Origin of the sequence: Niastella vici (genome assembly GCF_002077945.1) — a bacterium.
Classification (GTDB): Bacteria; Bacteroidota; Bacteroidia; order Chitinophagales; family Chitinophagaceae; genus Niastella; species Niastella vici.
Genome location: NZ_LVYD01000024.1, coordinates 405,854 through 430,641, shown reverse-complemented (window position 1 = coordinate 430,641; position 24,788 = coordinate 405,854). Strand labels below are relative to the sequence as shown.

The 24,788-nt window shown below is 37.4% G+C and carries 26 protein-coding genes; 19 read left to right on the top strand and 7 right to left on the bottom strand.

Annotated features, from left to right (window positions below; genetic code table 11):
• Window positions 1-41: 41 nt before the first annotated feature.
• Both A3860_RS09565 and A3860_RS09560 read right to left on the bottom strand, forming a co-directional pair.
• A complete protein-coding gene (locus A3860_RS09565) occupies window positions 42-680 on the bottom strand; it encodes a hypothetical protein (RefSeq protein ID WP_216823408.1) in 639 nt (212 codons plus the stop codon).
• Window positions 681-873: 193 nt separating this feature from the next.
• The gene (locus A3860_RS09560; protein WP_081146453.1) at window positions 874-2,121 is read right to left on the bottom strand and encodes a hypothetical protein; all 1,248 of its coding nucleotides are present in this window, start codon (window positions 2,119-2,121) and stop codon (window positions 874-876) included.
• A 363-nt stretch (window positions 2,122-2,484) separates the two neighbouring features.
• Here A3860_RS09560 and A3860_RS42435 point away from each other — a divergent pair, with 363 nt between their 5' ends.
• Window positions 2,485-2,862, top strand: coding sequence for an HYC_CC_PP family protein (locus tag A3860_RS42435; protein ID WP_449406713.1), 378 nt, complete (start codon window positions 2,485-2,487; stop codon window positions 2,860-2,862).
• Here A3860_RS42435 and A3860_RS09555 read toward each other — a convergent pair.
• Window positions 2,829-3,143, bottom strand: a complete 315-nt coding sequence (locus A3860_RS09555; RefSeq protein WP_081146452.1) for a hypothetical protein — start codon at window positions 3,141-3,143, stop codon at window positions 2,829-2,831. The two genes, A3860_RS42435 and A3860_RS09555, sit on opposite strands and share 34 nt — an antisense overlap.
• 293 nt (window positions 3,144-3,436) lie before the next feature.
• Here A3860_RS09555 and A3860_RS09550 point away from each other — a divergent pair, with 293 nt between their 5' ends.
• Window positions 3,437-3,907 (top strand): hypothetical protein, encoded by a 471-nt coding sequence (locus A3860_RS09550; RefSeq protein WP_081146451.1) that lies wholly within the window; start codon window positions 3,437-3,439, stop codon window positions 3,905-3,907.
• Between the two features lie 166 nt (window positions 3,908-4,073).
• Here the strand turns inward: A3860_RS09550 and A3860_RS09545 are convergent, their stop codons facing one another.
• Window positions 4,074-4,412 (bottom strand): DUF3846 domain-containing protein, encoded by a 339-nt coding sequence (locus A3860_RS09545; protein WP_081146450.1) that lies wholly within the window; start codon window positions 4,410-4,412, stop codon window positions 4,074-4,076.
• 356 nt (window positions 4,413-4,768) lie between these two features.
• On the opposite strand from A3860_RS09545, the gene A3860_RS41010 reads away from it, so the two are divergent.
• From A3860_RS41010 to A3860_RS09520, 4 genes are all read left to right on the top strand, one after another.
• Window positions 4,769-4,939: a hypothetical protein gene (locus tag A3860_RS41010; protein WP_158085182.1), complete on the top strand. Its 171-nt coding sequence runs from the start codon at window positions 4,769-4,771 to the stop codon at window positions 4,937-4,939.
• Between the two features lie 645 nt (window positions 4,940-5,584).
• Complete coding sequence (locus A3860_RS09535; protein ID WP_081146448.1) at window positions 5,585-6,001, top strand: helix-turn-helix domain-containing protein; 417 nt, start codon at window positions 5,585-5,587, stop codon at window positions 5,999-6,001.
• Window positions 6,002-6,104: 103 nt separating this feature from the next.
• Entirely contained in the window at window positions 6,105-6,803 is a 699-nt protein-coding gene (locus A3860_RS09530) for a hypothetical protein (RefSeq protein ID WP_143774029.1), read from the top strand.
• 541 nt (window positions 6,804-7,344) lie between these two features.
• The gene (locus tag A3860_RS09520; RefSeq protein WP_081146445.1) at window positions 7,345-7,875 is read left to right on the top strand and encodes a hypothetical protein; all 531 of its coding nucleotides are present in this window, start codon (window positions 7,345-7,347) and stop codon (window positions 7,873-7,875) included.
• Between the two features lie 10 nt (window positions 7,876-7,885).
• Here the strand turns inward: A3860_RS09520 and A3860_RS40500 are convergent, their stop codons facing one another.
• Window positions 7,886-8,221: a hypothetical protein gene (locus tag A3860_RS40500; RefSeq protein ID WP_143774028.1), complete on the bottom strand. Its 336-nt coding sequence runs from the start codon at window positions 8,219-8,221 to the stop codon at window positions 7,886-7,888.
• 24 nt (window positions 8,222-8,245) lie between these two features.
• Window positions 8,246-8,656 carry a methyltransferase gene (locus tag A3860_RS09510; RefSeq protein WP_081146443.1) on the bottom strand — a complete coding sequence of 137 codons (411 nt, stop codon included), beginning with the start codon at window positions 8,654-8,656 and terminating at the stop codon, window positions 8,246-8,248.
• 557 nt (window positions 8,657-9,213) lie between these two features.
• Between A3860_RS09510 and A3860_RS09505 the strand changes: the two genes are divergently transcribed.
• Window positions 9,214-10,083, top strand: a complete 870-nt coding sequence (locus A3860_RS09505; protein ID WP_081146442.1) for a hypothetical protein — start codon at window positions 9,214-9,216, stop codon at window positions 10,081-10,083.
• 272 nt (window positions 10,084-10,355) lie between these two features.
• Here the strand turns inward: A3860_RS09505 and A3860_RS09500 are convergent, their stop codons facing one another.
• Window positions 10,356-10,886 (bottom strand): hypothetical protein, encoded by a 531-nt coding sequence (locus tag A3860_RS09500; protein WP_081146441.1) that lies wholly within the window; start codon window positions 10,884-10,886, stop codon window positions 10,356-10,358.
• Window positions 10,887-11,398: 512 nt separating this feature from the next.
• On the opposite strand from A3860_RS09500, the gene A3860_RS09490 reads away from it, so the two are divergent.
• The 12 genes from A3860_RS09490 (at window position 11,399) to A3860_RS09435 (ending at window position 24,782) form a co-directional block, all read left to right on the top strand.
• A complete protein-coding gene (locus A3860_RS09490) occupies window positions 11,399-11,653 on the top strand; it encodes a hypothetical protein (RefSeq protein ID WP_081146439.1) in 255 nt (84 codons plus the stop codon).
• 17 nt (window positions 11,654-11,670) lie between these two features.
• Window positions 11,671-12,456, top strand: coding sequence for a hypothetical protein (locus A3860_RS09485; RefSeq protein ID WP_081146438.1), 786 nt, complete (start codon window positions 11,671-11,673; stop codon window positions 12,454-12,456).
• A gap of 201 nt (window positions 12,457-12,657) precedes the next feature.
• Window positions 12,658-13,062: a plasmid mobilization protein gene (locus A3860_RS09480; protein ID WP_081146437.1), complete on the top strand. Its 405-nt coding sequence runs from the start codon at window positions 12,658-12,660 to the stop codon at window positions 13,060-13,062.
• Window positions 13,063-13,076: 14 nt separating this feature from the next.
• A complete protein-coding gene (locus A3860_RS09475) occupies window positions 13,077-14,291 on the top strand; it encodes a relaxase/mobilization nuclease domain-containing protein (RefSeq protein ID WP_081146436.1) in 1,215 nt (404 codons plus the stop codon).
• 64 nt (window positions 14,292-14,355) lie between these two features.
• Window positions 14,356-16,365 carry a conjugal transfer protein MobC gene (mobC, locus tag A3860_RS09470; RefSeq protein WP_081146435.1) on the top strand — a complete coding sequence of 670 codons (2,010 nt, stop codon included), beginning with the start codon at window positions 14,356-14,358 and terminating at the stop codon, window positions 16,363-16,365.
• A gap of 44 nt (window positions 16,366-16,409) precedes the next feature.
• Window positions 16,410-17,228, top strand: coding sequence for a hypothetical protein (locus tag A3860_RS09465; RefSeq protein ID WP_081146434.1), 819 nt, complete (start codon window positions 16,410-16,412; stop codon window positions 17,226-17,228).
• Window positions 17,229-17,891: 663 nt separating this feature from the next.
• Window positions 17,892-19,328, top strand: a complete 1,437-nt coding sequence (locus tag A3860_RS09460) for a cation:proton antiporter domain-containing protein (RefSeq protein ID WP_081146433.1) — start codon at window positions 17,892-17,894, stop codon at window positions 19,326-19,328.
• 242 nt (window positions 19,329-19,570) lie between these two features.
• Window positions 19,571-20,083 (top strand): UpxY family transcription antiterminator, encoded by a 513-nt coding sequence (locus tag A3860_RS09455; protein ID WP_081146432.1) that lies wholly within the window; start codon window positions 19,571-19,573, stop codon window positions 20,081-20,083.
• Window positions 20,084-20,109: 26 nt separating this feature from the next.
• A complete protein-coding gene (locus tag A3860_RS09450; protein ID WP_081146431.1) occupies window positions 20,110-20,385 on the top strand; it encodes an acyl carrier protein in 276 nt (91 codons plus the stop codon).
• A gap of 44 nt (window positions 20,386-20,429) precedes the next feature.
• The gene (locus A3860_RS09445; RefSeq protein ID WP_081146430.1) at window positions 20,430-21,398 is read left to right on the top strand and encodes a 3-oxoacyl-[acyl-carrier-protein] synthase III C-terminal domain-containing protein; all 969 of its coding nucleotides are present in this window, start codon (window positions 20,430-20,432) and stop codon (window positions 21,396-21,398) included.
• 35 nt (window positions 21,399-21,433) lie between these two features.
• The gene (locus A3860_RS09440) at window positions 21,434-22,372 is read left to right on the top strand and encodes a class I SAM-dependent methyltransferase (RefSeq protein ID WP_216823407.1); all 939 of its coding nucleotides are present in this window, start codon (window positions 21,434-21,436) and stop codon (window positions 22,370-22,372) included.
• Between the two features lie 22 nt (window positions 22,373-22,394).
• Complete coding sequence (locus A3860_RS09435) at window positions 22,395-24,782, top strand: PhpK family radical SAM P-methyltransferase (RefSeq protein WP_081146429.1); 2,388 nt, start codon at window positions 22,395-22,397, stop codon at window positions 24,780-24,782.
• Window positions 24,783-24,788 lie beyond the last annotated feature (6 nt).

The following is a 24,788-nucleotide window of genomic DNA, read 5'->3' as shown; positions in this document are numbered from 1 at the left end:
CTTATATAATTATCGGTTTTTCAACTATTCAGCGGCGATGCTTAATGGCCGCCCATAACACCAGTGAGGTGTAGAATGGCAAACAACAGTATGACCAGGCAAATCATCCCAATCAGCACATACAAGCCCCAGGGTTTTCTGGTTGTAGAAATGCGCAAGGGGCCCGTCTTACGCTGCTCATTCTCTTTGTTCACTCCATATCGGGTTCGCCCCCACGGCTTATATACCGAAATTGCTGTAATAGCAAGGAGCACAAGCAAGGCGGCGCCGGCATCTGCCACGAATTGAATGCGCAGACTGCGAAAACCTTCAACCTGGAAAGTCGTCAACAATGCTGTGTTTGCTATGTGGCTGACGAGCTGCATATGCACCAACAAAACAACGGTGGCGGCAATGGTCAAAAAGAGTTTAACCACAATCCAATAATACCTGAAAAAGCCCCACGGTGTGCCCAGAGATTCGACAAGCCCGGTTAACAGAGAAGCAAGGCAAAATGGGACTATGACATACCATCCAACTAACTCCAGGGCGAGGTAGAGGGATCGAGCCATCTGTGCATTCTGACTGACCAGTCCCGCTATGGCAATGGCCAGGAATGAGGCAACTGCGCCCACCCAGCCAATCGAAAAAGTGATATGTGTGGTAAGTGTAAGTTTTCGAAAAAAGGGAGAGAAGGTCATATATTTTAAGCTTTTAATAATTAGACTTCGCCAGATATAAAATAATTGCGTCCGGTTTCCACACTCAAGGGGGCATAACATAGTTACGGACAAATACTATGTCATCCATGCTTCACTTCCACTATAAAGTTGGCCTGGCGGTCTATTGAACCCGTTATATAATTACAGGAAAGATTTACATAATTTTCAGCTGTTAAGCTGATTTGGCTATTTTTTCCATGATAAGGTGGCTGTCGCCAAATTTGCATAGCGCATCGCAATGTTGCTGCAGATCTGAGAACATAATATACTTGATGGGTACGTTATTTTGCTTAATGGCAGGCCGGGATAATTGAAGCACAACATCTTTTTGTCTGGCATCAGGCACGATTAAATAAAATACCTCATCGCCATCAGCAATGGTGTAGCTTAAATCAGACAGGCGAAGTATGCCTGAATAAATACTGGAGCTTTTTTCCACCTCAAAGGCGGCTATAACATTGTTAGTTCCTTTTTGAAACCATAATACATCAATAAGCTGTATGGTATTCAAAACTTCCTTGTCACAGTTCATAGAAGGAAATGTGGGTAAGCTGATAAAAGAAAAACTTTGCCCGTTACAACTCCTGGAACGATCGTTGGAGGCAGCAATTACATCATAACCCAATGCATGGCCGATCTTCAGTAAATGATACTGCATCTGAGTATGTAAATTTTCCTGCTCTTTTTCATCCTGCACTTCTTTGTGCCGTTTTTCTATGGCCTTCTCCAGCTTTTTTCTTTCATCTTCGCTCAAATATTCATCCGTCCCTAAAATCAATTTTTGAGTTCCTATCTCAAACAACAATCCGGCAATAGCGCCTAAATCACTTGATAATTCAGCACGGTGTTGATTGTTGGACTCTATCAAAACCTCCCGCAGTTTTAAATACTCGCTCCAGCTACCGAGTTTCTTTTTGTCTTTGAACAAAAAATTGAACCCGTTAATGATGGCGGTATTAAAAGGAGGGATGATAGTGGGGTGCAGAAAGTAAAGAATACTGGCCACGGCTGGTCCAAGTCCTTTAATCTTTAAACTGTCGAGCCGGATGATTTCTTTTATAATCTGTTCGTCCCTATTCGCATTCAGGCAGTTTTCCAGGAATTGCCCAAACGCCTGCTTGTTGTTTTCATGCTCATAAATATCAGGAATACGCAGTTTGGGTTTCCAGTAAAAAGGATGAGCTGCTCCCTCAAATACCTGTTTTTGCTCTGTAATACAGGTAAGCACAAACTCCAGGGAAGAACCTTTGAAATCGTTGGGAAACCGTTTACACCTGATATCATCTATTACCTGCATTACGCCCCGCCGTATGGAACGGAAGGCTTTCAGGCGTTCTTCATTATTAATAAACCAGGTATTGTAAACAGACTCTTTATCTGCTTTATACTGTTGAATTATAGAAATTAACTGAGCGTTCATAGATCTGTTAGGGCTTAGGGGCAAAAAGTAAGAAAATTATTGATATTATCTGCATTTGACAGCAAAAAATGGCAGGCAAGCTTTATTAATGCGACGGGGCCGCTTTCCTTGTCTGCCGGTTCTTGTAGCTCGGGGTGATTGATTCTTTCGCCTAGCTGCCCCCATTGAAGTGGAGAGATAAATGAATGCTAATATGATAACTAAAACCTTTTTCATCTCATGTCTAACATAAAAGCATACACTATTTCTACCATGTCAAAATTAAACATTGTTAATTCCACCAAACGTCAGCAGGCTGACAATGCTGTTAGGCATACATGTTTGCAGCATTCTTTTTAGCGATCAAAGACAAATTTCAATAGCTTGCACCTGCATTATTGCATGGAGAAGCTCGCCTCCTGGAAGCTATTTGATCATGGGAGCAAGGATTGTGCGTTATGTAGAATGCCTAAAAAAGCCGATAATAAAAATAAACATTGCATAACTGCGAAAAGCGGTTGCTGTAAGGATGAGCATAACCAGATAAAAACTGATAAAGATCAAAAAGTTACTCAATCTGAATTTCGGCTTTCAAAAATGTTTCCTCATGCGCTGGTCGTTCATCACCCGATGTTGCCAGACAACTATATTTCTTCTTTTGCAATAGAATATTCTACTGCAAATGTCCCACCACTATTGCGGTCACAAAAACTTTCAAAGCAAACGGGTTATGTGAAGTGTGCAAGCACCGTTGTAACCTGAAATTTATCTTTTCCAGGCAACCACCCTATTATTGTTGGCAGCGCCAAGAATTTCAATCGGCGTGTTTCTCTTCTTCTTATTTTCTTATAAACCTTACGCTTGGCTGCTCTGAAAAATTGGTCCAGCATCTGTCCAAACCAGGCTGGATCGCTCACCTTATTAAAATACGCTCGGTTTTTGGGATTTGCATTTAGCCACTCGTTCAGTTCACACTGTTCATCTGCCGTTAATTCATTCTCTTTGTGCTTGAAAATTAACAATGCAATGCGTTTGTGTTCCATTTACATCATTCATTTAAGTTATTGGTAAATATTTTTATACAGCCAGCCCCATATGACTACAATTGAACTCGCAAAAATTAAATTTTTTGACAGGAAATTTTAGTGAGGCCAATGACCAATACAATAAAGTGATGTATTCATGACAAGAAATAGCCAAGTCAAAATAACTCAGATGGATAGTTATTCAGGCCATCTTAAAGGAGGAAGCATTTAAAGAGTAGATATTGTGTTCCAACGCTCAAAAGATAAAATTTGGCTAATTTTACTAATGTCATAAAAACACTTAGCATTATATGATACTTAAAATAAACGCAGTTTCAGATAAAATTGAAAAAGAAATAAACGTCCTTGTAGACCATTTACACAGCGAATTTGGCTGCGTATCCACCTTAAGTAATGAATTTCCCAGTAACGAAATTTGTATTGCTCTTGAAGTCTCGATGCCAGCGAATCAGACAATATTTATACCCAGCACAAAAAAGGTACGGGTTTTTAGTATAAATATGAAAAATCAAACATTAACATTAATGTACTTTCCAGATTCATCAGAAAAAAACGGCGGAAGTGAAAACGAACAACTCATGTGTCAACTAACCAGTAAACGAAATATTCACTTACATGACCTTCTTATGAAGTCTTATGAAAAATTAGCTGAATGCACTGACAGCTCCTTCGATAACGACAGTTGGAGATCAGAAGAACAAGAAAAATTAATGGACGACATAGCCGACGCCCTCAATATTGCAGAAAAGGACCGTCTATAGTGGGTTCCTTCCGTTTATTAATCTGGCCATTAAAAACTATAAAAATTTCTTGCTTCCAAAATAATATCAAGAAAAATACAACCAAAACGCTCATAGAGGCTGGCCAATGGATTAAATAAAGATAAAACGATAGGGCGTATATCTGAGTTTTTACAGCCTGGTTCCTTTAACCAAAGTTTGTTTTTTTCAGTTTATGAAAGATTACAAGCTTTCTAATATCATCGGTTTTTAATGAGCAGGACATTTCTTTATAATCTGCATCGATACCAATAATAATGCCCTTACCACAAATTTTCCCGGATCTACCGATAGTAAAATAGGTAGTATCTATCTTGAAACGTCCTTCCTCAACTGCCCAAAGTACGTGTTGTTCGTCAATATAGCCTAACTGTTCAATCACTCTGCAATCAATAAGACTGCGACATACATGCAGTCTCGTACCATCGTCTGGAATATCAACCAATGATACAGTTTCAATTTTACTATCAATTAAAATAACTTTCATGTTCGTAATTTTAAACAAGGGTTATACTTGCTCCTATCCCCTCCTTAGCGTCCAGCGATGGTTCACTAATTATCTCGAAAGCCGCAGTAAAATAAGGAAATCTACATAGAAAGTGGTTGGTAGACAGACATCAAATCGAATCGAAAGTTATTTTAAAGTATGTAAATCATCAAATGCCGTTCAATTTCGAACTAATCCGTAGAAAAAAGCTCCGTGGACCTCCGAAATGCTGGATTATAAACCCATTAGTATTGAGATGATGATTTTTGATAAAACCGGTAATTTGAAACTTTACAAAATTTACTAAATTGTGATTGTTTAGGTCAGAAAATCACATTCAATACGAAAAGTGCAATATGAAAAAAGCAGCAAGAGAGAGTGTTTCTACCAGTTTTGAAAAAAATAGTTATATTGAAATTTGCACCCAGACACCAGAACAGTTGTGGAATTATTTTTTAAATGAAGTATGCGATCTGAAAATAGATGATTTAATTATTGAAATATTTCGTTCGTGGCAAACATACTAGGTTGCGCAAAAAGATGAAATTAAAGGAGGCAAAAAAAGGTATGAACGTATGCGAAATGAATCGCACCAGGGCCTGCAAGTATTCTTTAAAACGCTTCAGATAAATAAAACCAACGCAATTAAAAACACTACTGCAATAGATGATACTGAACTTATACCAATAATAGCGATGACTTTTTATAATCAATATAATGATCATGACAAGGATATATTTTACGAAGAATGTGTTCATTATATCATAAAGAACGGAAAAAAATCATCACTGATGGCGACACTTTTGAATGTGTTTGTATTCAGGATGAAATTTCCAACTCAGAGGAGTGCTACTACATTTATAATCCCATGTTTGAATTTAATGATGGACAAATCATATAACAAACAAAATGTTATGTAAACATGCTCAATTGCTTTTTTTATACTCGCAGTTTTTAAATTAATTTCTTGTATTAAGGTTTTTTGAATACTTCCACCTCTTTCCATCGATAATTTTTTCTGTCTTCATGGAGGATTGACTAAAACCAGTTTTGAATTTGTTAAAACCTCCCACATCACAACCTCACTAGATTTTTCCTTCTGAGGCTCGGATTACACTCGGATATCCTAACAGCAAGGCAACGGATATTTGACCGAAACAAAAAACCGAGCTATGACCAAGATACGTGATCTATATCCACCTAAGCTAAACGACAAGCCAATACTGCCAGAAAAAGGAACGCATCAAGACAACGACGATTTAACCGATTTTATAAATGATGGGGGTAATAACATCGATGCACCAATACTTTTTCCTTATGATCCAAAACAGTTCTGGCAATCTATCAGGCAAATTATTCGCGAAGAAATAGCAAACGCAGAAAAAGTAAAGACGACCCACCCCACCTACGAAACACCCGGGTTGACTTATAAACCATTGTACAAGGTTGCCGAAGTTTGTGATCTTTTTCACGTAACGAAAACAACTATCTATGACTGGATTCGTCACGGAAAATTGAAACCCTACAAAATACGATCAAGAGTATACTTTCTTTGGCAAGATATTCAAAAGCTTTTACGTCCTGATTAAAGGTAAATCTCGAAATCCACTGGAAGCGCCAGGAGACGAATTGACATTTCCACTTTCGTTCGAATAAATTATTTCACTAAAGTTATTAATGAAACCTCAGAAAATGAAAAAAAATGGGGCAATGGAAAATTTTCCAAAAATTTCAGAACTTGACGACTTTCAAAAATCTCGCATGGCATTCCTACTCGATTCTGAAACCTATTGCGGATATCTTACTGCTGCACAGATTTGTCGGGGAGAGTTGGAAGAGTATAACAATATGACGATCGACAAGATATTTGAGTTATTTGATGTTAAACCTAAAAAAGCCAATGAACTCGCAAGAAGCGTTGACAATACAGAAAATAGCGACGCTCTAAATATGACTTTAAGCTTAACAGATATCAACCATTTAAAAGATGAATTCGCCAAGTTAGGATTTAATGTTGAGAATATCAATCTTGATGAACGACTAATCATCATCAATAAATTCTTTCAACTAAGCTTGACGTATCCCATCACTGATCCATCCATATCAGCCGAATATTTTTCCGTTTTCTTTTCCGGAAGATTTATCGATACACAAAAACCTGTTATTGAAATAATAAATGCGGATTTATATAATAAAGGGGCAGCTTATAAAAAAGATATACAGGCTGATCTTTCATATTCTAACTTCAATCAACCATTGCCAAATAAAGAGCAAATTTTAAAAGCATTGGCCACTTCGCTAAGATTCAAAAACACTGCCAAAAAATTCGGTATAATGGAAAGCGGGAAAAATGATATTAAGAATCAAATAAAACGTAGAAAAGGATTATAATCGACTCGGTTTCATGCGACAAATCTTCTCATTGCCCGAATACTCATTGCAAAAATTACCCCGTTTTTTGCGTTTTAATCACCAATCCGCCGCTCTTCATGAGCGCCGAAACGCCGGCCATAACTATATAAAGACTCCTTAAAATCAATACTACGAAACCGCTGCCGGGATGTTCAGAATACCGGGTGACCTGGAAGGTTTTATTGGTTCTACCTGGAGACGATCCGGATTTTATTCATCTAAAAATAAAATTATGCTCGACAAATCATCCATGCGATATATAGGATTAATTCTTTTAATTCTCGGTTTTATTTTCATTTACTCTATTAACAAGAAAAGATTTAATCGCCGTACAATAACAGGCATGGAAGTCTTTAATTCTTATGAAGACTCGTTGACCACGCGCGGAGGTGAGGGATGCCTTAAAGTTGTTGCCTGGTGTTTCATTCTGGGCGGTGGATCAATGATTCTAATATCATTAGATTAATTTGGCATTCACTTTTTCAAAAATCACTAATATCTAAAATCAAAACATCGCTATATGTCATACGATTACTATACAACTGCAATCAGATTTATAGAATCCTATCGACAACTAGAAAAGGGTACAAAAGCTGAAGCGCACAACGTTATAATAAATGTCGTTAAGGACAAATATACTGCAGGACATCTTTGCCGTTCATGGAATGGTCGGCAACAGGATTTTGGAGATTTTTACTTGAATTTGTCCAATAGTATCCGATACCTGTTTTTGAAATTTTGGGGACTATCCCATCCAGATGGAGATAGGTATGTAGATCTAGTACGTCAAAATGAAATAGCAATGCTTTGGGCGGATGTACCACATTGTATTGAATGGTTCACCGAACTCCTTAAATTCTTTAACAATCATGGAATAATCAAACAATGCGAAACTGGAGTAACCCTTGTCAACTTGCCGCCAGATTATAAGTGTTACGGAAATTCCTGCAATTGGGGAAATTATTTACTTTCCTTGCAAGATGAGGGCCGGCGAACGGTGTTAAATCAAATAGCAAAATGCTACGAAGAACATCGGAGCAAACAATCGTAATCGTTCCTTACTAATTCAATTTGCCCACCAAAGAACTAATTATCTTTTTATACTCCTTCCTGGAAATTTCTTTTAATGTTGTTTCATCTGGAGTAAAGCCGATCGGAATGCATTTTTCACAAATCAAGCTTTTAGCTTTCTCCCTATCACTGGCTTCAATTGCCATTCGTCTGCGCAGCCTAGAGCCAGCTTTTGTTTCTTGAACGGTGATGGAATAAAAAGGCATGGATACAAGATTTAAATTCATGATACAAAGTAAGAAAGATGCACAGAAAATATACATATTCATGAAACTCAAAGCAATGCCGTAAATGTCTTTCCAAATGACATATTTTTCAGGAAGCAATTGATGAAATTTTTTAACCTTTGGTCAAAAGTATGTCTTAAAAAGCAATAATGGTAAATCCAAAGGAGGTCCGTTTTTTTTCATCCATCGGCAATCTTTCTCAGCCCAACACATCCGAATAGGTGCTTTTTTTTTCCATCGCTTTTTGAGTAGATCCATTTCAGGTAAATTATCCGAACTAATTGTATCCCATATGTCAAACCATATCGCATCATAAGACTTCGAATCATGATACGTAAAGGCATTGCCTTGAATGATTTTTATTTTGCTAGAATAGTTTTCGTAGTATGTACCTACCATATCAACGAGTTCCTGGTCAAGTTCTACAACTGTAATAGTGTGCACATCTGTTTTTGCCGCTAATGCTTGAGCTACCATGCCAAGACCAAGACCAAATACCAACACCTTTCCATTGGCTTTTTCGATAAAGGGCATGTGATCTAATACTTACTTCTGCAGGCGTTGTACTCATTACTATTGTAGCGCTCTTGTCCGAATTGTGACGTACTAATCGTTTATATGGAACATTTGGGTGAATGTAGCGGTTTAAATTTTCAGCTTTATCACGATTAAACGCAATGGCTTCCTCGTCAGAAACTACAAAAGTGTCAATTACCCATTTCCCATTTCGCCCGTTCGGCACATTCAATTCAATATGCATAACTTAAATTTTTCAAAATTTTATCAGCCAGCCTTTATGCCGGATGATTTTGGGGGAGCTTATGCCTGGGGAGGTTGGGGAATTTCTTTTGGATGAATTAACCACAAAATAGCAAGATTATCTATAATGAAAAAAATAAATCCAGCCAAGAGAAATTATTTTCTGTTAACCTCAACTTGAAACACAGCAATTCTACCCGACACCTACGTTCAAAACTGATTCTCTTTTTAACCATCGTTTCTTCTTTTCACTAATATCTTTCCGAGGCTCTGCCCCCACTCTGTAACACTATGTTTTTTTCACTTCATATTTGTTTTATAAAATAAAAACAATGAAAAACAATCAGTCAACAGTTGAAAATACAAATCTATTTCAAGATGGGCTCAAACACTACAATTTATTACTTAATAAAGGGTATACACAAAAACAACACTTCCCTTACAGTGAAAATTTCCTGTTAAAGAAACTTCAACATAAACTCATAAGCAAATTCACTAATAACGACCCAAGCCCAGACTTTTTAATTCGCATACAGGGTTTTTTCAACAACAAAGAGGATGAATTAAACTACAATCTATTTTACTCTGTTAATCGCACTAATAATACTCTAAGCCTTGATTCCCTTGTTGCTGAACTCAACGATAAAAGAATCTGCTATCCTTTAAAAGATGAAAATGATTTACCGCCAGCAATTAATGTATGGAAGCATTTAACTAATCTCCTTAAAGAGGAACGCGTTCACATTATTTACCCAAAAGAAAAAATAAAATTGCTTTTGCGTGAACAAGACGATATCTTAAAAAGTATCGGCTATTATAAAACTTTTTTAGACAATCGAACCTTTTTTATAAATCGGGAACTAAGGACTTTGCTACAATCGAACCTTCATGAATACGAACCAAAAATCCTCCCAATTAACATACGACTTCAATTAAATTCATACGATAGTATTCATTGCCGATTTCAATATTCATTTGATCCGGTACATATTAAATTAACACTTGAAAGTATTACTGCGAAATCAGGTGTCCTGGAACAGGAGTATCCTTTTGAAAAAATTCAAAGCCAAAATTTAAACTTGCAAAAAATTTCTGATGAACTAAAACAACAGAATCGTTTGTTGAACGCCCAACAAATTTCAAAAGCATCCGATAGATCAGGAATGAAAGCCATGTTAAAACATCTTCAAAAAAGACCATAAATAATATAAGCACTAGGGCAGCATTGCCATGCTCAACCATAGAAAATCCAGATTTTTTTGAGATTTGCACGAGGCAAGGTTACCCTGAACCTTAATCTAAGAATTGCCTGTAATGTAAAAATTACGAAGTTGCGTATTTTACAACACACTTGTTAAGTGAGCGAGATATATGGCTTTCCTTCACCGTCCTTCATAATATGAATCTCATAATCATTCAAGCCAGTGATATGTATATTTTGAGTCTTAATATTTTTTAGAGCTTTTCGAAGCTTTTAGATATCATCCAATTGTTCATCAGTAAAACCTAACTCTTCATGTTTTTCAATTTCCTTTATAACTTCATCAAACCAATTAGGTTTTGAATTTGCTCCGTCAAGTTGCCAATAAATTCTGTTTTTCTCTGTTTGTTTTTTAATAATTAAAGGCAATTGAATATTCTCTATATCTGGGAGATAACAATATACAACCTTATAATTATTTCCATCTCTTATTAGTTGCACAAAGTACCCATCCTCTTCATTATTGTAATCGACCCAAAATGACCCCGGGAAAAAATTTATCTCTTCCAAACCAAAACCAATTTCCTGTATAAGCTCATTTGATAAAGAGGACTCATTCGCTTTTCTCTCGTCTTGTATAAAAACAGGACCTGTAGCAGATCCTATAGTATTTGCCAATTCATGTAAAACAATAAGATTGTCTTCAAACGCTACACGATATTTAAGTTTCCCATGTTCATGAAACGCTTCCGCAGATGCATTATAGACATTACCCTTATATTTAAATTGAAATTTCTTTGGCATATTCCAAATTTATCAAATATTCCCGCCTTTTTTGAGAAAATCAACCATTTTCGGCTCCATACATCTCCATTCTAAAAAAAACTTCCCGAGGCTCGGGTCTGACTCTGATAAATCGCTTTTACGATAATAGATATTTGATGTAAACAAAACGGGCACATCATGAATAAGTGGCGAGGACTAGGCTAACAAGTTGCATATACTTACAGGCTTCTACAGGCGATCAAAGCGCAAATCCTGTTAGTAATCTCACAACACTCAATTTCGGACTATTTCGGTATTCACCAGATTTCGAAAAAGCCGAGCGTTTAGCTGAAAATGTACATTGGTATACGAAAGCTGCATTTCCAACTAAAGAACATGTTCTTAATGAAAATTTAAAATCTATTGAAGTCATAACAAGTAATGGAACAACAAAAGCAAAAATGTTTTTTGAAAAGATGAACACTATAAAGCAAAATAACCAGAAGACGCTAAAAGAACAACTTTAAACAGAAATCATAAAATATTTTGTCATGTATTACATCTGTAAATTTTCTGATTCCTGGTCACTATATGACGGCAAAAAGAATACCAGCCGACTTTTAGACAAAGCTGAAATTGATTGCGTAAAAAACCTTTTTCCTTCTTTGCTGAATGACAGTGGTAAAATTTTAACCGCAGTACAGATTAACAGTATTCAACCTAACAAACTGGTAAATCTTTCTGATGCTGGGAAAAAGGAAGTTTCCAAAAAACAGTCAGAAACAGCAAAAAATCAAACTACCTGATTTTTAAAAGTAATATAATGTCAGCAATAGACTTTAAAGATTTTGAAAAAGTCCTCGAAAAGGAGTTTACCGATTTAGGTTTCAATTTCCAGGATATAAAAGATAATGGCGTTACAAAATTAGATACCCAACGCTATCAACTGTTCGGAATAAAATACATAGACTCGCTCCCTTCTCCTGCAGACGGGCTTTATTTAGTTTTCAATATTAAAGACCTAATTAATGAAAAACCCCCATTTATCGAATTATTATCTGCCTCCCTTTTCAGCGAAATGAATGAAGGAAAATGCCATGAACTTGTTAAAAAAGATTATTCGATCAATCGGGAAAAAATTCCGCCAATACGGCAAATATGCAATGATCTCGCTCAATTGCTCAAAATTCAAATTGATCTTCAACACGATTTTACTCAGCTGGGATTTGAATTCGTGAATATCTCTCGTTGGGAAAATATTTCAATAACTGAGCCTAGAGATAGTAATGATTTTTTAATTGACAGGCTAATGCTAGCACATCATTATAATGACAGAGATGATATAGGTTACATTTTTGTAGCTAAAAAAGATAATAACTCCGATAAGTGGCACCTTGATTCAATCAACGCTGATGTGCAAATAAATACTGAACGCAACATTGAAGGCGTCATCGTAGTTAGCAAAGAATACTTATCTAGAGACGGCCCTTTACCTCATAAAAAACAAATTCAAAACGAAGTCCTTAAAAAAGTTAGGATTGAAGAAGTTAGAGAGCGATTTTTCCTTAATAATAGTAACAGCCTTAAAAAGAAATCCCTCGGCAAATAAGCCAATGACTTATAGAATTGAAGGCCCTAAATCATAATCGTTTTCCGAAAGCTGAGCGTAGCGTTGTTGGGTGACCGGGCCGCTCGCGCTGCCCGTAGCAAGATGTAGTGTTGTTGACAACAACGAGGCTTGCCATGCCTCAAATCAATGCTTTGCATCTATGAATCTCAGGCATTACATACACAAACTTAAACGTAACCGATGAGGAAAGGAGAAAGCAAAGGTGAGGAGCGTTTGGAGCACTTAGTTTGGACCCGCATTACAGATAAAAAGTACCAGGAGCTTCAGACAATTCTTGGCAAATCAAAAGATGAAACGCTTAGTGGACTCGTCCGAAAGATTATTTACCGACAACCCGTAAAAGTCTACCACCATGATGAAACCATCAATATCGTTATGGAAGAGTTGGCCGCCCTAAGAACCGAGATACGGGCAATCGGTATCAATATCAATCAGGTTACCCGGTTTTTCAATACGTACCCTGAACCGAAAAGAAAAGAATTCTATGCAAAGATCGCTTTCAGCAGCTATGTGAGCACGGAAGCAAAAATTGAAGAATTGCTGGATATTATTTCAAAACTGGCGAAAAAGTGGTTGTCAGAATAAAACAAGGTACATCCATGAGAGGTGCATTAAACTATAATGAAGATAAGGTTGCCCGTGGGGTAGCAGAACTGATCGCTTCATCAGGCTTTGCCTGCGATATTGATGAATTGGGAATTTCACAGAAATTAAACCGGTTTAATACACTGATCAGCAATACTACCAAAGTATCCTACAATACCGTTCACCTGTCACTGAACTTTGCACCGGGTGAAAACCTGGATACCGAAACCCTCCAGCAAATCGCCCGGGATTACATGGCACGCATCGGGTTTGCAAATCAGCCATTTCTAGTGTATCGCCATGATGACACGAGTCATCCCCATATTCATATCGTCACCACACCGATTTTGAAAAATGGCAGATCCATTAATATCCATAATCTGGCTAAAAGGAAATCCTATGTGCGAAAGGAAATCGAACTCGAATATGGGTTGGTAGTAGCCGAAAGCCGGAAGAAGGAACAATCACTTCCTTTACAGCCGGTATCCTTACAGGCTGTCCATTACGGTCAATCGGAAACAAAAAAAGCTATTTCAAATATTGTACAGGAAGTGGTTGCCCGGTACAAATTTACATCGCTCGATGAACTGAACGCTGTCCTTCGCCAATACAATGTATTTGCCGATAGAGGTGGAACCGGCAGCCGGATGTATCAAAAGGGAGGACTTGTTTACAGCCTGGTTGATAGCGATGGATATAAAACGGGAGTCCCTATTAAGGCGAGCTCGATTTTCTCTAATCCAACGCTCTCCGAACTGCAAAAGAAGTTTAAACGAAACGGCACTCTGAAAACTGCATTTCAGCAAAACGTACAATCAAAAGTGCTGGCCGCCCTGGACAGGAGTAAATCGACAACCGAGTTTATGGAAGGATTGAAGCGCCGCAATGTGGGTTTGAGTGTTCAGTATCATTCCAGTGGCACGATGCAGCATATCAGTTTTGTCGATCATTTTACAAAATCTGTTTTCTCAAGTGACGAGCTAGGAATTTCTGTAGATACGCTGCTTCACCGGTTGAATGTAACCCCAATGAAAAAGATTGATATTGACAGAAAGGGAAAAAATCCTGCAACTTCAGCCAATCACCATAAACCAATCGAACATGCAAGCAATCCGAACAACAACACAGAATCCGCCGATATTTTAAAAATACTACTCACCACCGATTCTCACCAACCTGAGCTCTCACCGGAATTTTTGAGGAAGCGAAAGAAAAAGCGAAAGCGCTAATCCTCCAACTATTTTCTAACCATTAATCTACTCTAACCCCTTCCAGGGTTGGAACCGGCAATCTATGCGCGAAACTGAAAACATACAGGCTTACAACAAAATCCTCGATTTCATCCGGCTTGGTAGCATTATTCTGTTATTGATGCATTTTTACTGCGTTTGTTTTCCTGCCGTTCAAAAGTGGAATTTGAGTTTACCGGTCATTGATAAAATGATCTTCAATATTACTGAAGGAATCGATTTTTTAAGCGGCGTTAATAAACCCAAGGTAACCGTTTTATTGCTGCTCGCTATATCTCTTATTGGCGGTAAAGGAAAAAAGGATGAAAACCTCACTATCGGGCCTATCCTGTTTTATATATGCATTGGACTTCTGCTTTACTTTTTGAGTTCCTTATTTCTTCTTCTACAAATAGAGCCGCAAACGCTTGCCTTCCTGTATATCTCTGTAACCGTTACCGGTTACTTGTCGATGCTTTCAGGCGGCGCCAAAGCTTCCCGGCTTTTATTCCTGAAATTCAAAGGGGACATCTTCAACGATAAAAACGAAGCGTTTCCGCAAGAAGAAAGGTTTTTGGAAAATGAATATTCCATCAATCTTCCCGCGCAATACCAGTTGAGAGGAAAAACCCGCAAATCATGGATCAACGTTATCAATCCCTTTCGTGCGCTCCTGGTGCTCGGAACACCCGGCGCCGGTAAATCTTATTTCGTAGTGCGCCATGTGATCACCCAACACATAAGGAAGGGATTTACTTTTTTTATTTACGATTTCAAATTTCCGGATTTAACCCGCATTGCCTATAACACCTTACGGATTCACTATGACAAGTATAAGATAGTTCCAAAACTGTACATCATCAATTTTGATGATCTTTCGCGTACACACAGGTGTAACCCACTTTTTCCTGAATCCATGCTGGATATTACGGATGCGACTGAATCCAGCCGTACCATGATGCTTGCGTTAAACAGGGAGTGGATAAAAAAAACCGGGGATTTCTTTGTCGAGTCGAGTATCAATTTTACCACAGCCATCTTCTGGTATTTAAGAAAATACGAAGGCGGGAAATATTGCACGCTTCCCCACTGTATTGAACTGGCACAGATAGAATACAAACAACTCTTCCCGGTATTAAGCCTGGAACCGGAAATCGAAGTTTTAATAAATCCGTTCATTTCTGCTTTTGTCAATAATGCACTTGAACAATTAGAAGGCCAGATAGCCAGTGCAAAAATTGGACTTGCCAGGCTATCCTCACCGCAGCTTTATTATGTCCTCTCTGGAAATGATTTTACGCTTGATATTAATAATCCGGAAAAACCAAAAATCGTCGCGGTTGGCAATAACCCGAGCAAACAGGGAATCTATGGCGCCGTACTCTCTTTATACATAGAGCGCATGCTCAAGCTCGTTAACAAAAAAGGGCAGCACAAGTCAAGTCTGATATTCGACGAGCTGCCCACAATATTCATAAATGGAATTGATTATATCGCAACGGCGAGGTCCAATAAAGTTTCCACTACTCTTTGCGTCCAGGACCTTTCGCAGCTCCGCCGTGATTACGGTAAAGAACAGGCCGATGTAATTGTAAATACGTGTGGTAACATTATCTCAGGCCAGGTCATAGGTGAAACGGCTAAATCACTTTCCGACCGGATTGGCAAAATCATGCAGGACAGAGAATCCCTGTCAATCAACAGCAGTGACACTTCCGTTAGTAAATCCACTCAATTAGAATCTGCTATTCCACCTTCAAAAATTTCCAACCTCAGCTCCGGCGAATTCGTTGGCGCCGTTGCTGATGATCCTCAACAAAAGATAAAACTGAAAACTTTTCACTGCGAGATTCAAAATGACCATGAAGCCATAAAAAATGAGGAAGCCGCTTATGAAGAACTACCTGAGATAAGACACATCGATCAGCGAACAGTCATGCATAACTATTACCAGATTAAAAAAGATGTAAAAAACATTATCGAAACAGAAATGAAAAAAATCACTGATGATCCTTTATTGAAACAGCAAATGGAAAATAAATCGAAGCGTAAAAAATCAGATGCAAGTATGTAAACCAATAATGTAACCAATTTTTTAACAAGTAAATACTATTTATTATGAATCAACAAAATTTTGATTTCTTAGTAGACGCCATGGACCGCCTTGGATTCAGTCATCCTCAGATTGAACAACAACTTAAAACAAAAATGACACTCGGCTCTCCCGAGTTTGAAATCCCGGGTATGAAATTCTCCTTCGATAAAGATGTTGTTGTCTTCGCTGCCAAGTTTCAGAAAAGTGAAGAAAAAGGTGATCGGGAAGCCATTTATTTCCTGAATGGCGTCAAAGCAGATATCACCATGGAAAACGGTAAAAGCCAAAAAGCAGAGTTCACATTTTTTAAACAGAACACGTACAATAAAAACCAGATGCACAAAATGATGCTGGGGCGTCCTGTTTACAAAACACCCAGGGGCGAAGAAGCACGTTGGGCAAAGGTGGATTTCAAAAACACCAATGATGAAGGTTTTTCACGCGTCCGCAACTATCTCGATAGCACTACAGGTTTTAACCTGGAACGTGAACTTGACAAATTGCAAATTCCATGGGCCAATGCGCAGGATAAAGCAAATGCACTCACTGACCTGAAAAATGGGGAAATTATCAGCGCAACCTATAAGGTTGACGGGAAACGGGAAACACAGCATATCGGTGTTTCTCCTCAAATCGGCGGATTGACCATTTACAATGATAAAGGAGAAGTTGTCAAAAATACCAACACGCAATCCATGGAAATGATGCCTGAAGCTGGTCAGTCGCAAAACCAAAGTGCCGGTAAGAAAAATGATAAACTACCCGAACAGACAGTCCAGATGATGGAATCCATGAATGAAGATAAAAATCAAGGCAAAGGCAAGAGTAAGAAGGCATCATAACTCGCTTTTGTTTCCGATTGTCCTACAACGCTGCGATTCGCAGCGTTTTTTTATTTTACATTCCCTTCAACTTGAGATACTAGCCTCCCTGGCCCGGCTTGAATAGCGAAGGAAAAAAAACGCTGCGAGCACGGTGGCGTTTTCAATTCATTGATTGAATCCATGATCTGCACTCCATCTCGGAGCAATTCTGCGTATATACTTGACAATCTACTCACCTGACATAGATTAATCCAATATTTTAAATTTCTACAAAATACAATTACTGATAAAAGATATACATTTTAAGTCTTGACAGATTTAAAAAGAAATGCTAACTTAAAATAGATTTCGGATTTTGCTAACCGTAAAATGTTTATAATGGACTTTACTCCATTTAAGCTTGGTTTTCTGATTTTGAGGCTGTGGCAAATTTTAATTTTTCTTCTTCATTTATCCTAAATAAACTTCTGGGAGTTTGTTTAGCGATAGCTCTACCCAAATCTATAAAATAGCTTAAGACAGGAATTATTAGTTTGCATTAAAAATTCCGGACAGTTTTTAAATGCAGATTGATCTAAAAGAGCAATTATATTTTGCACTTTAAGATGATATTTTGTCATTAAACATTCATTGATTAGTTGGATCTGTTATTGATTATCATTAATCATTAAAGACTTATCTATGAAAGTTAAATCCATAACTATATATTATCTGTTCGGCGTTGCATTGACTGCCATAATGATTTATGTTTTATATGTAAGTAGGAATATTAGTCTACCAGTAGAAAACATTTCTTCTATTAAAGTTCAATCAGGCGAATCCTCTTTATCACAAATTTTGAAGGCACTTTCAAATTCACAAGCCATAATAATTTTTCAAGTTGCTCTTATTCTTATTGTAGCCAGATTAACAGGCTTACTGTTTAAGAAAATTGGCCAACCAATTGTAATGGGTGAAATTGTTGCCGGCATCATTCTGGGACCATCTGTGCTGGGGTTAGTTTTGCCGGATGTTAGCCAGTTCATTTTCCCCAAATCATCACTTTCAAACCTGCAGGTTTTAAGTAACATTGGCCTGTTGATCTTTATGTTTATTGTAGGGATGGAATTCAAGTTGAACGTGATTAAAGAGGAAGCCCGGACAATTATAGGCATTAGCTATGCAAGTATTATTCTCCCTTTTATACTTGGAGTATTATTGTCGCTCACAATTTTTAAGACCTATCTCCCCACAAATTTGTCATTTTTAACATATGCCCTTTACATCGGAGTCGCTGTAAGTATAACTTCATTTACTGTTCTGGCAAGAATTATGAGGGATAGAGGAATAACAAATACCCGCCTGGGTTCAATTGTAATTTCATGTACTGCCCTCAACGATATAATTGCCTGGTGCATACTGGCTGTTGTTATAGCTACTATTAAAGCCGGGTCCAGCACTTTTGCGATGTACACCTTCTTGTTTGTGGCGTTCTTCGTTTCTTTAATGATTATGGTCATAAAGCCATTTATCAAAAAACTCTTTCAAAAAAATAAAGGGAGCAATTCGACATTTTTTTGGGTTTATTCAACTTTATTGGTGAGTTCATATATCAGTGAGGTAATCGGTGTGCACATGCTTTTTGGAGCATTTTTAGCTGGCGCCATTATGCCCGCCGATTCTGATTTCAGAAAGTATGTAATTGATAAACTGGAAAATTTCGCATTCGTGCTGTTATTGCCCTTATACTTTGCCTTTACTGGGCTTAGAACTCAAATTGGACTTTTAAACAATTCAGCCACTTGGGTTGATTGTATTATACTGATTGCAGTTGCCATTGTAGGTAAATTTATCGGTTGCACTGTTTCTGCAAGGCTAATGGGGGAACAGGTAAAAACCAGTCTATCTATTGGCGTATTGATGAATACAAGAGGTTTAACGGAATTGGTCGTTTTAAATATCGGATATGAGCTCGGTATATTAAAACCGGAGTTATTCACAATAATGGTTATAATGGCACTCTTCACAACTTTTATAACCAGTCCAATTTTAAATATTATAAACAAAATGCCCAACAAGATTAGAGTTGGACAAAATAAAAATGATTCATTTCTACAAAAGGCGACGTCATGGCCATAGTTTTATCTGCTCACAAGCTCCCCCCTGCTTCGTAAGAAAATTTTTTTTCAAATTTCTACAACAAGGCTACAAGATTTCCAACAATTATTGAATCTGTTTTTATTTTTTAGTTCCATTCACTTGATAGTTATAATCATATACTATAACTAATTCCTTTTCCCGTACCCTATAGAAATTAAAAATATAATTCCGCTCCCTTTGGAATGTTACTGAATGATTTTCAAAAAGAAATTGTTTGAGGTATGGAAGCGGTATCATTTAACAAAGGCTGGTATTTAATATATACAAATTCAAAGCAGGAAAAAAAAGTAGCTGGTCAGCTTGATAAAATGAAAATCCAGCATTATTTACCACTGGTGAAAATAGCAAGACAGTGGAGTGATCGGGTAAAAATATTGGATAGTCCACTTTTTCCTTCGTATCTGTTTGTCTATCTGAACCAATTTAAAGACTACTATCTGTGCCTTGAAACGCAGGGCGCACTACACTTTGTTCGTTTTAGTCAAAAAATAGCAAGGGTCGCCGATTCAGTTATAGGCGATCTAAAAATTATTGTTGACGCGGGTGAGCATATAGAAGTTTCCTTTAACGTATTCCAAAATGGAGAAACCGTTTCGATCACAGATGGCCCGTTGGCCGGTCTTAAATGTGAAATCATTCAATATAATAAAAGAGAAATGATACTGGTGAGAATTGAACTTTTACAAAGGAATCTTTTGCTGGAATTACCGGTAAATCACCTGTGCAAATTATAAGCGATTAATCACAAAAAAATAATCAAATGCATGAATTAATAACCCATGAAGGCATCAAGGAATTAGTCATTGAGGCCGCTGCAGGCAAAAAGGAGCTGTTGCAAATTTCCTTTACTGATGATCTGTTTGAATTTGGATATAACTCCATTTCAATAGTCAACTTGATTGAGCTTTTAGAAAATAAGCACGGCATTTACATAGAGCCCGAAAAGAATATCAAGAAGCTAAATACAATAGAGAATATCTATAAAATTTTAATGGAGAAAAGTGCAGCTCCATATGCCGGCGGACACTTCTTTTAAACTCAATAATGAACTACTAATTTATCCATTTTATAACCTGTCTAATGATTGCCATAACCTATACAGATATAGCCATTCCGAAAAAATCATTTTCAGTTGATGATTTTGTAGAACAGTTGAATTTAGATTATTTCGAAAAAAATACCAATCGCTCCGACGTGCTGAATGTATTGAAAAACGGGATGGGTGTGAATAATGTATATGTGGGTGACAGGGCAATGGAGCCTGATATTTTCAGCGAGCTACTGGAGAAATATTTTGATAACACGACCGCTTTTCCTGAAGATATTGGATATATAATTTATACAAGAGGTAATTCTATAGCGGTAGGTGATCCCTGGAGCCTGACAGATCATTCCTGTATTAACGTGCCTTACTATTTACAAGAACGATTCAACCTGGTCAATGCCCAAATTTTCAATGTAGAACAGGAATGCTCCAGCTCCCTGATTGCGCTTAAAATCGCCAAATCTCTGATGGCAGAGGATAATGAAAAAAGAATATTACTGCTGTCACGAAACTATTTTGAAAATCCCGATAAAAGAATTATGGGTGGAAATATTGTAGTTAGTGATGGCGTTGGCATTTTAGAAGTTTCCGAAAGTAGTAAGGGGCTGGAAATATTGGATTTTATTTCGGTAAGCAGTGGTAAAATTTCCATGGTTAAAGACCTCGCGAGTTCAAAAAATGTGATGGAGGTATTTACTACCGGATCGGATTTGATTCATACCCTTTTAAAAAAGAATAATCTTAGGATAGATGATGTTGCTTGTATAATCCCACAAAATTTATCCCGCTACAGTTGGAATTTATACTGTAAGATTCTCCCTTTTTCCAAAGACAGGGTATTTCTGGATAATGTAACCGAAGGTGGTCATATGGGCGATGTAGATATCATTAGAAATATTGCAGGTGTAACACAAAAAGGTATTTTAAAAAAGGGCGATTACGTAATCGTCTACGGTCTCGGTACAGGAACGTCCTGGAACACCTTACTACTAAGAATGAATTAATGTTTGATTCTCGTCATTTTTTAAAAATTAAATCTATGGACAATCTATTAATCAAAACTATGCCGGCAAAAGCCGAAAACTTTAAGACTTTACAAAAGTCTTGTTTACACATGGCACAATGGGCGCCTCAAAGTTGTGTAAATAAAAACATTGGGGGAATGGAGCAATGGGCGAAGGATTTAAAAATAGTTGATGATAAGATACTATCATGTGACTGGTATCATAGTACCTGGCAATTTTTAAGACTTGTTAATATGGTCGCTGTACCGGACTGGTATCCTTTTTATGTAGACGCCATTTTAGAGGTTTTACTGGAAAACCCAAATGCTAAAGTATTTATTTCAGCTTGTGCAGATTATGGCATGCTCGCAAAGCTCCATGAAGCTATGGAAGAATATCAGTTCAAGACCGGTCAAAAAAGTAATCCACAAATAACCATTGCAGATATTTGTCTTACCCCTCTTCAGAATGCCAAATGGTATGCGGATAATTCATCTATAAAACTGGAGACCCTGGTTTGCGATAATATCATACTGGGCAATTTTCCGGAAAGTGAGTTTGATTTAATAATCACCGATGAATTTCTTTCTGTAATAAAAGATGACTTGAAGCAGGCCGTAGTCGATAAATGGAAATATTTGCTTAAGCCCGGCGGCTGCGTTGTAACGACAGCCATGGAAGGCGAACCTACGACACCCGAAAAAAGAGAATTTTATGCTCAAAAAGCAAGAAGACTTATTGGGCAAAATCCACACCTGTTCCCAACAAATTTCAAACAGGAAGATTTTGAAAAAGTGATACAGCAAACGGAAAAGTTCGCCTCTTTGCATACGAGGCATATGATCCGTAACAGAGAACAATTGACTCATTTGTTCCGCAATTTTGACTACCTGCAGATGGACCCCGTGGAAACGCCTGGGGAATGCGTCAATCCTACTTTCTCTTATCAGATAGTCGCAAAACTTGAAATGTAATTTAATTATAAACTATTTTACTATGGATTGCTTAATCATTGGGTATAATGATTTGGACTTTGGCAAAGTGGTAGCCGAAGTAAAATCCATGGGGGAAGATAATGTTGCATTCAGGGACCTAAATTTGAACTTTATTGAAATTGAAGGAAGGCCCTACCGGGGGCAGGATATTCTAAATAAATATTTTAATGCGAGTTCACAGTTCAGCAAGAGACGTTTCAGCAATCATGACCTGTTATGGCCTGCTATTCCTCCTATAGCCACTTTTCTTCACAATAAAGGATTCAGTTTCGATTACATAAATAATTTTAATATCGATAAGGATCTTCTTCGGCAAAAATTATTACAGGAAGATATTCTTACGATTGCAATTACGACAACGATTTACATTTCGGATTCTCCAATTCTTGAAATTATATCATTCATCCGGCAATATAACCAGAAGGTAAAAATTGTTGTAGGCGGTCCATATATGTCTAAGCAAACCGAAGAAAAGGATGATATAACCCTTCAGGCTTTTTTGAAGTATTTGGGCGCCGATATTTATGTATTCAGCAAAGAGGGCGAATTTGCGCTATTTAGAATAATTCAAGAACTAAAATGCGCTGAAGATTTAGACGCAATTGATAACATTGGTTACCTGCATCATGGCAAGTATGTTATCACCAGTGTCAAAGGTGAAGATAATCCCCTGGATAAAAATCCCATCAACTACTCACTTTTCCCTAAAGAAGCTATTGGCGAGTATATAAATCTTAAAACATCCAAAAGTTGCCCCTTTGAGTGTTCCTTTTGTGCTTTCCCGCTACGTGCCGAAAGATATGTTTTTACCGATGAACATTGGATCAGAGAACAGTTAAATGCTATAAGAGCTGTTGGCACCGTAAAGAATGTCTTTTTTAGTGATGACACTTTTAATATTCCATTGACCAGGTTTAAAAGTATCATGCGGATGATGATTGCTGAAAAATATCCATTCCGGTGGCATTGTTTCTACAGGTGTGGAAACAGCGACGAAGAGGCAATAATGCTTATGAAAGACGCCGGTTGTACAGGAGTTTTCCTGGGAATTGAATCTGCAAATGATACCATTTTGTCGATAATGAATAAAAAATCTCGGCGTAATGATTATGCTACGGCAATCACATTACTCAGAAAACATGGTATTTTAACATTCGCTTCAATTTTTGTCGGGTTTCCTGGTGAGACTTATGAATCATATAAAGACACCATGGATTTTATTGAAGAAACGGCGCCAGATTTTTGCCGGCCCTTAGTCTGGTATTGTGATACGACTACGCCAATTTGGAGGGACCGTGAAAAACATGGGATAAAAGGCAATAGTTTTAATTGGCAACATAATACGATGAATGCGCGTGAGGCCTGTGATTTAATGGAAGAATCGTTCATGAGCTTAAAAAGCCCAACCGTATATGTACCTGATCCTGGCTTTAATTTCATATCAATTTATTATCTCCTGCAGAGAGGTTTTACTGTCGAACAGATAAAAAGGTATCTGACAAATTTCAACAATGGTGTGAAAGCCAAAATGCTGTTCCCCGGCAAAAGGGAAATTCCTATAAACCTTTTGGATAATATAGAAAAAAGTTGCAATCTAAATATCACGACTAAGGAGCTGGACCATGACATAATTAAAGCGTATGCCGGCGAGGCTTACGAATCAGCACTGCAATACTGGTTATCAAAATTCAAAGATTACAGTTTTACATCTAGATTACTCTCAGACCCTGCTGAAATATTTAAACCAACTGAATGGGATCAATTGGATTTCGAAAGCGATAAACTGTATGATTCAAATACCGTTGACAGAGTAATGGTTTTAAGTACGCTGCTGTATTCTTTAAGTTATCTGGATGGGTATTCTACAATCTCTATATTAATTGGTTCGACGGAAGGTGTTTATTTTCCAATTATAATCGATATCAATAAAAGCTGGAGTTTCGACGAATTAAAACGCAAAGTGAGTTTTGAACTAAAGCAGGCTAAAAAAAACTACTTGTTTTGCTTTCACATACTCGCTAATCGATACCGGTTAAAAAAATACGGGCAGCAGGTGCCTGTGATCAGATACGCTTTTATGGAGTGTGAAAGGCAGTATCAGAATACCCTAACGGACATTGCTACTAGTTTCCCTGAAATTAATAAAAACATCGGTTTGACAATAATAGGTAGAAGCACCAATGACAAAGATTTTTCGGGTCTGAAATTTTCTTACAATGCCGAGATTCTTACGAGTATCACCAAAATAAAAAGCCTCTTTACATCGACATTGGAACAGGTCAAAGCCAATCATAATGTCAAATTATCGGAAATCAGATATAACAGGAACAATACTGGAACTGAGGTTCTTTCAAGTCAACAAAACCTTCAAAAGCAATTTAAATTTTAAATAAAA

What these genes read in the sequence shown, in the direction of transcription:
- A3860_RS09565 (WP_216823408.1), bottom strand. Translation starts at nt 680, where the DNA reads ATGACCTTCTCTCCCTTTTTTCGAAAACTTACACTTACCACACATATC.
- A3860_RS09560 (WP_081146453.1), bottom strand. Translation starts at nt 2,121, where the DNA reads ATGAACGCTCAGTTAATTTCTATAATTCAACAGTATAAAGCAGATAAA.
- A3860_RS09555 (WP_081146452.1), bottom strand. Translation starts at nt 3,143, where the DNA reads ATGGAACACAAACGCATTGCATTGTTAATTTTCAAGCACAAAGAGAAT.
- A3860_RS09550 (WP_081146451.1), top strand. Translation starts at nt 3,437, where the DNA reads ATGATACTTAAAATAAACGCAGTTTCAGATAAAATTGAAAAAGAAATA.
- A3860_RS09545 (WP_081146450.1), bottom strand. Translation starts at nt 4,412, where the DNA reads ATGAAAGTTATTTTAATTGATAGTAAAATTGAAACTGTATCATTGGTT.
- A3860_RS41010 (WP_158085182.1), top strand. Translation starts at nt 4,769, where the DNA reads ATGAAAAAAGCAGCAAGAGAGAGTGTTTCTACCAGTTTTGAAAAAAAT.
- A3860_RS09535 (WP_081146448.1), top strand. Translation starts at nt 5,585, where the DNA reads ATGACCAAGATACGTGATCTATATCCACCTAAGCTAAACGACAAGCCA.
- A3860_RS09530 (WP_143774029.1), top strand. Translation starts at nt 6,105, where the DNA reads ATGAAAAAAAATGGGGCAATGGAAAATTTTCCAAAAATTTCAGAACTT.
- A3860_RS09520 (WP_081146445.1), top strand. Translation starts at nt 7,345, where the DNA reads ATGTCATACGATTACTATACAACTGCAATCAGATTTATAGAATCCTAT.
- A3860_RS09510 (WP_081146443.1), bottom strand. Translation starts at nt 8,656, where the DNA reads ATGCCCTTTATCGAAAAAGCCAATGGAAAGGTGTTGGTATTTGGTCTT.
- A3860_RS09505 (WP_081146442.1), top strand. Translation starts at nt 9,214, where the DNA reads ATGAAAAACAATCAGTCAACAGTTGAAAATACAAATCTATTTCAAGAT.
- A3860_RS09500 (WP_081146441.1), bottom strand. Translation starts at nt 10,886, where the DNA reads ATGCCAAAGAAATTTCAATTTAAATATAAGGGTAATGTCTATAATGCA.
- A3860_RS09490 (WP_081146439.1), top strand. Translation starts at nt 11,399, where the DNA reads ATGTATTACATCTGTAAATTTTCTGATTCCTGGTCACTATATGACGGC.
- A3860_RS09485 (WP_081146438.1), top strand. Translation starts at nt 11,671, where the DNA reads ATGTCAGCAATAGACTTTAAAGATTTTGAAAAAGTCCTCGAAAAGGAG.
- A3860_RS09480 (WP_081146437.1), top strand. Translation starts at nt 12,658, where the DNA reads ATGAGGAAAGGAGAAAGCAAAGGTGAGGAGCGTTTGGAGCACTTAGTT.
- A3860_RS09475 (WP_081146436.1), top strand. Translation starts at nt 13,077, where the DNA reads ATGAGAGGTGCATTAAACTATAATGAAGATAAGGTTGCCCGTGGGGTA.
- mobC (WP_081146435.1), top strand. Translation starts at nt 14,356, where the DNA reads ATGCGCGAAACTGAAAACATACAGGCTTACAACAAAATCCTCGATTTC.
- A3860_RS09465 (WP_081146434.1), top strand. Translation starts at nt 16,410, where the DNA reads ATGAATCAACAAAATTTTGATTTCTTAGTAGACGCCATGGACCGCCTT.
- A3860_RS09460 (WP_081146433.1), top strand. Translation starts at nt 17,892, where the DNA reads ATGAAAGTTAAATCCATAACTATATATTATCTGTTCGGCGTTGCATTG.
- A3860_RS09455 (WP_081146432.1), top strand. Translation starts at nt 19,571, where the DNA reads ATGGAAGCGGTATCATTTAACAAAGGCTGGTATTTAATATATACAAAT.
- A3860_RS09450 (WP_081146431.1), top strand. Translation starts at nt 20,110, where the DNA reads ATGCATGAATTAATAACCCATGAAGGCATCAAGGAATTAGTCATTGAG.
- A3860_RS09445 (WP_081146430.1), top strand. Translation starts at nt 20,430, where the DNA reads ATGATTGCCATAACCTATACAGATATAGCCATTCCGAAAAAATCATTT.
- A3860_RS09440 (WP_216823407.1), top strand. Translation starts at nt 21,434, where the DNA reads ATGGACAATCTATTAATCAAAACTATGCCGGCAAAAGCCGAAAACTTT.
- A3860_RS09435 (WP_081146429.1), top strand. Translation starts at nt 22,395, where the DNA reads ATGGATTGCTTAATCATTGGGTATAATGATTTGGACTTTGGCAAAGTG.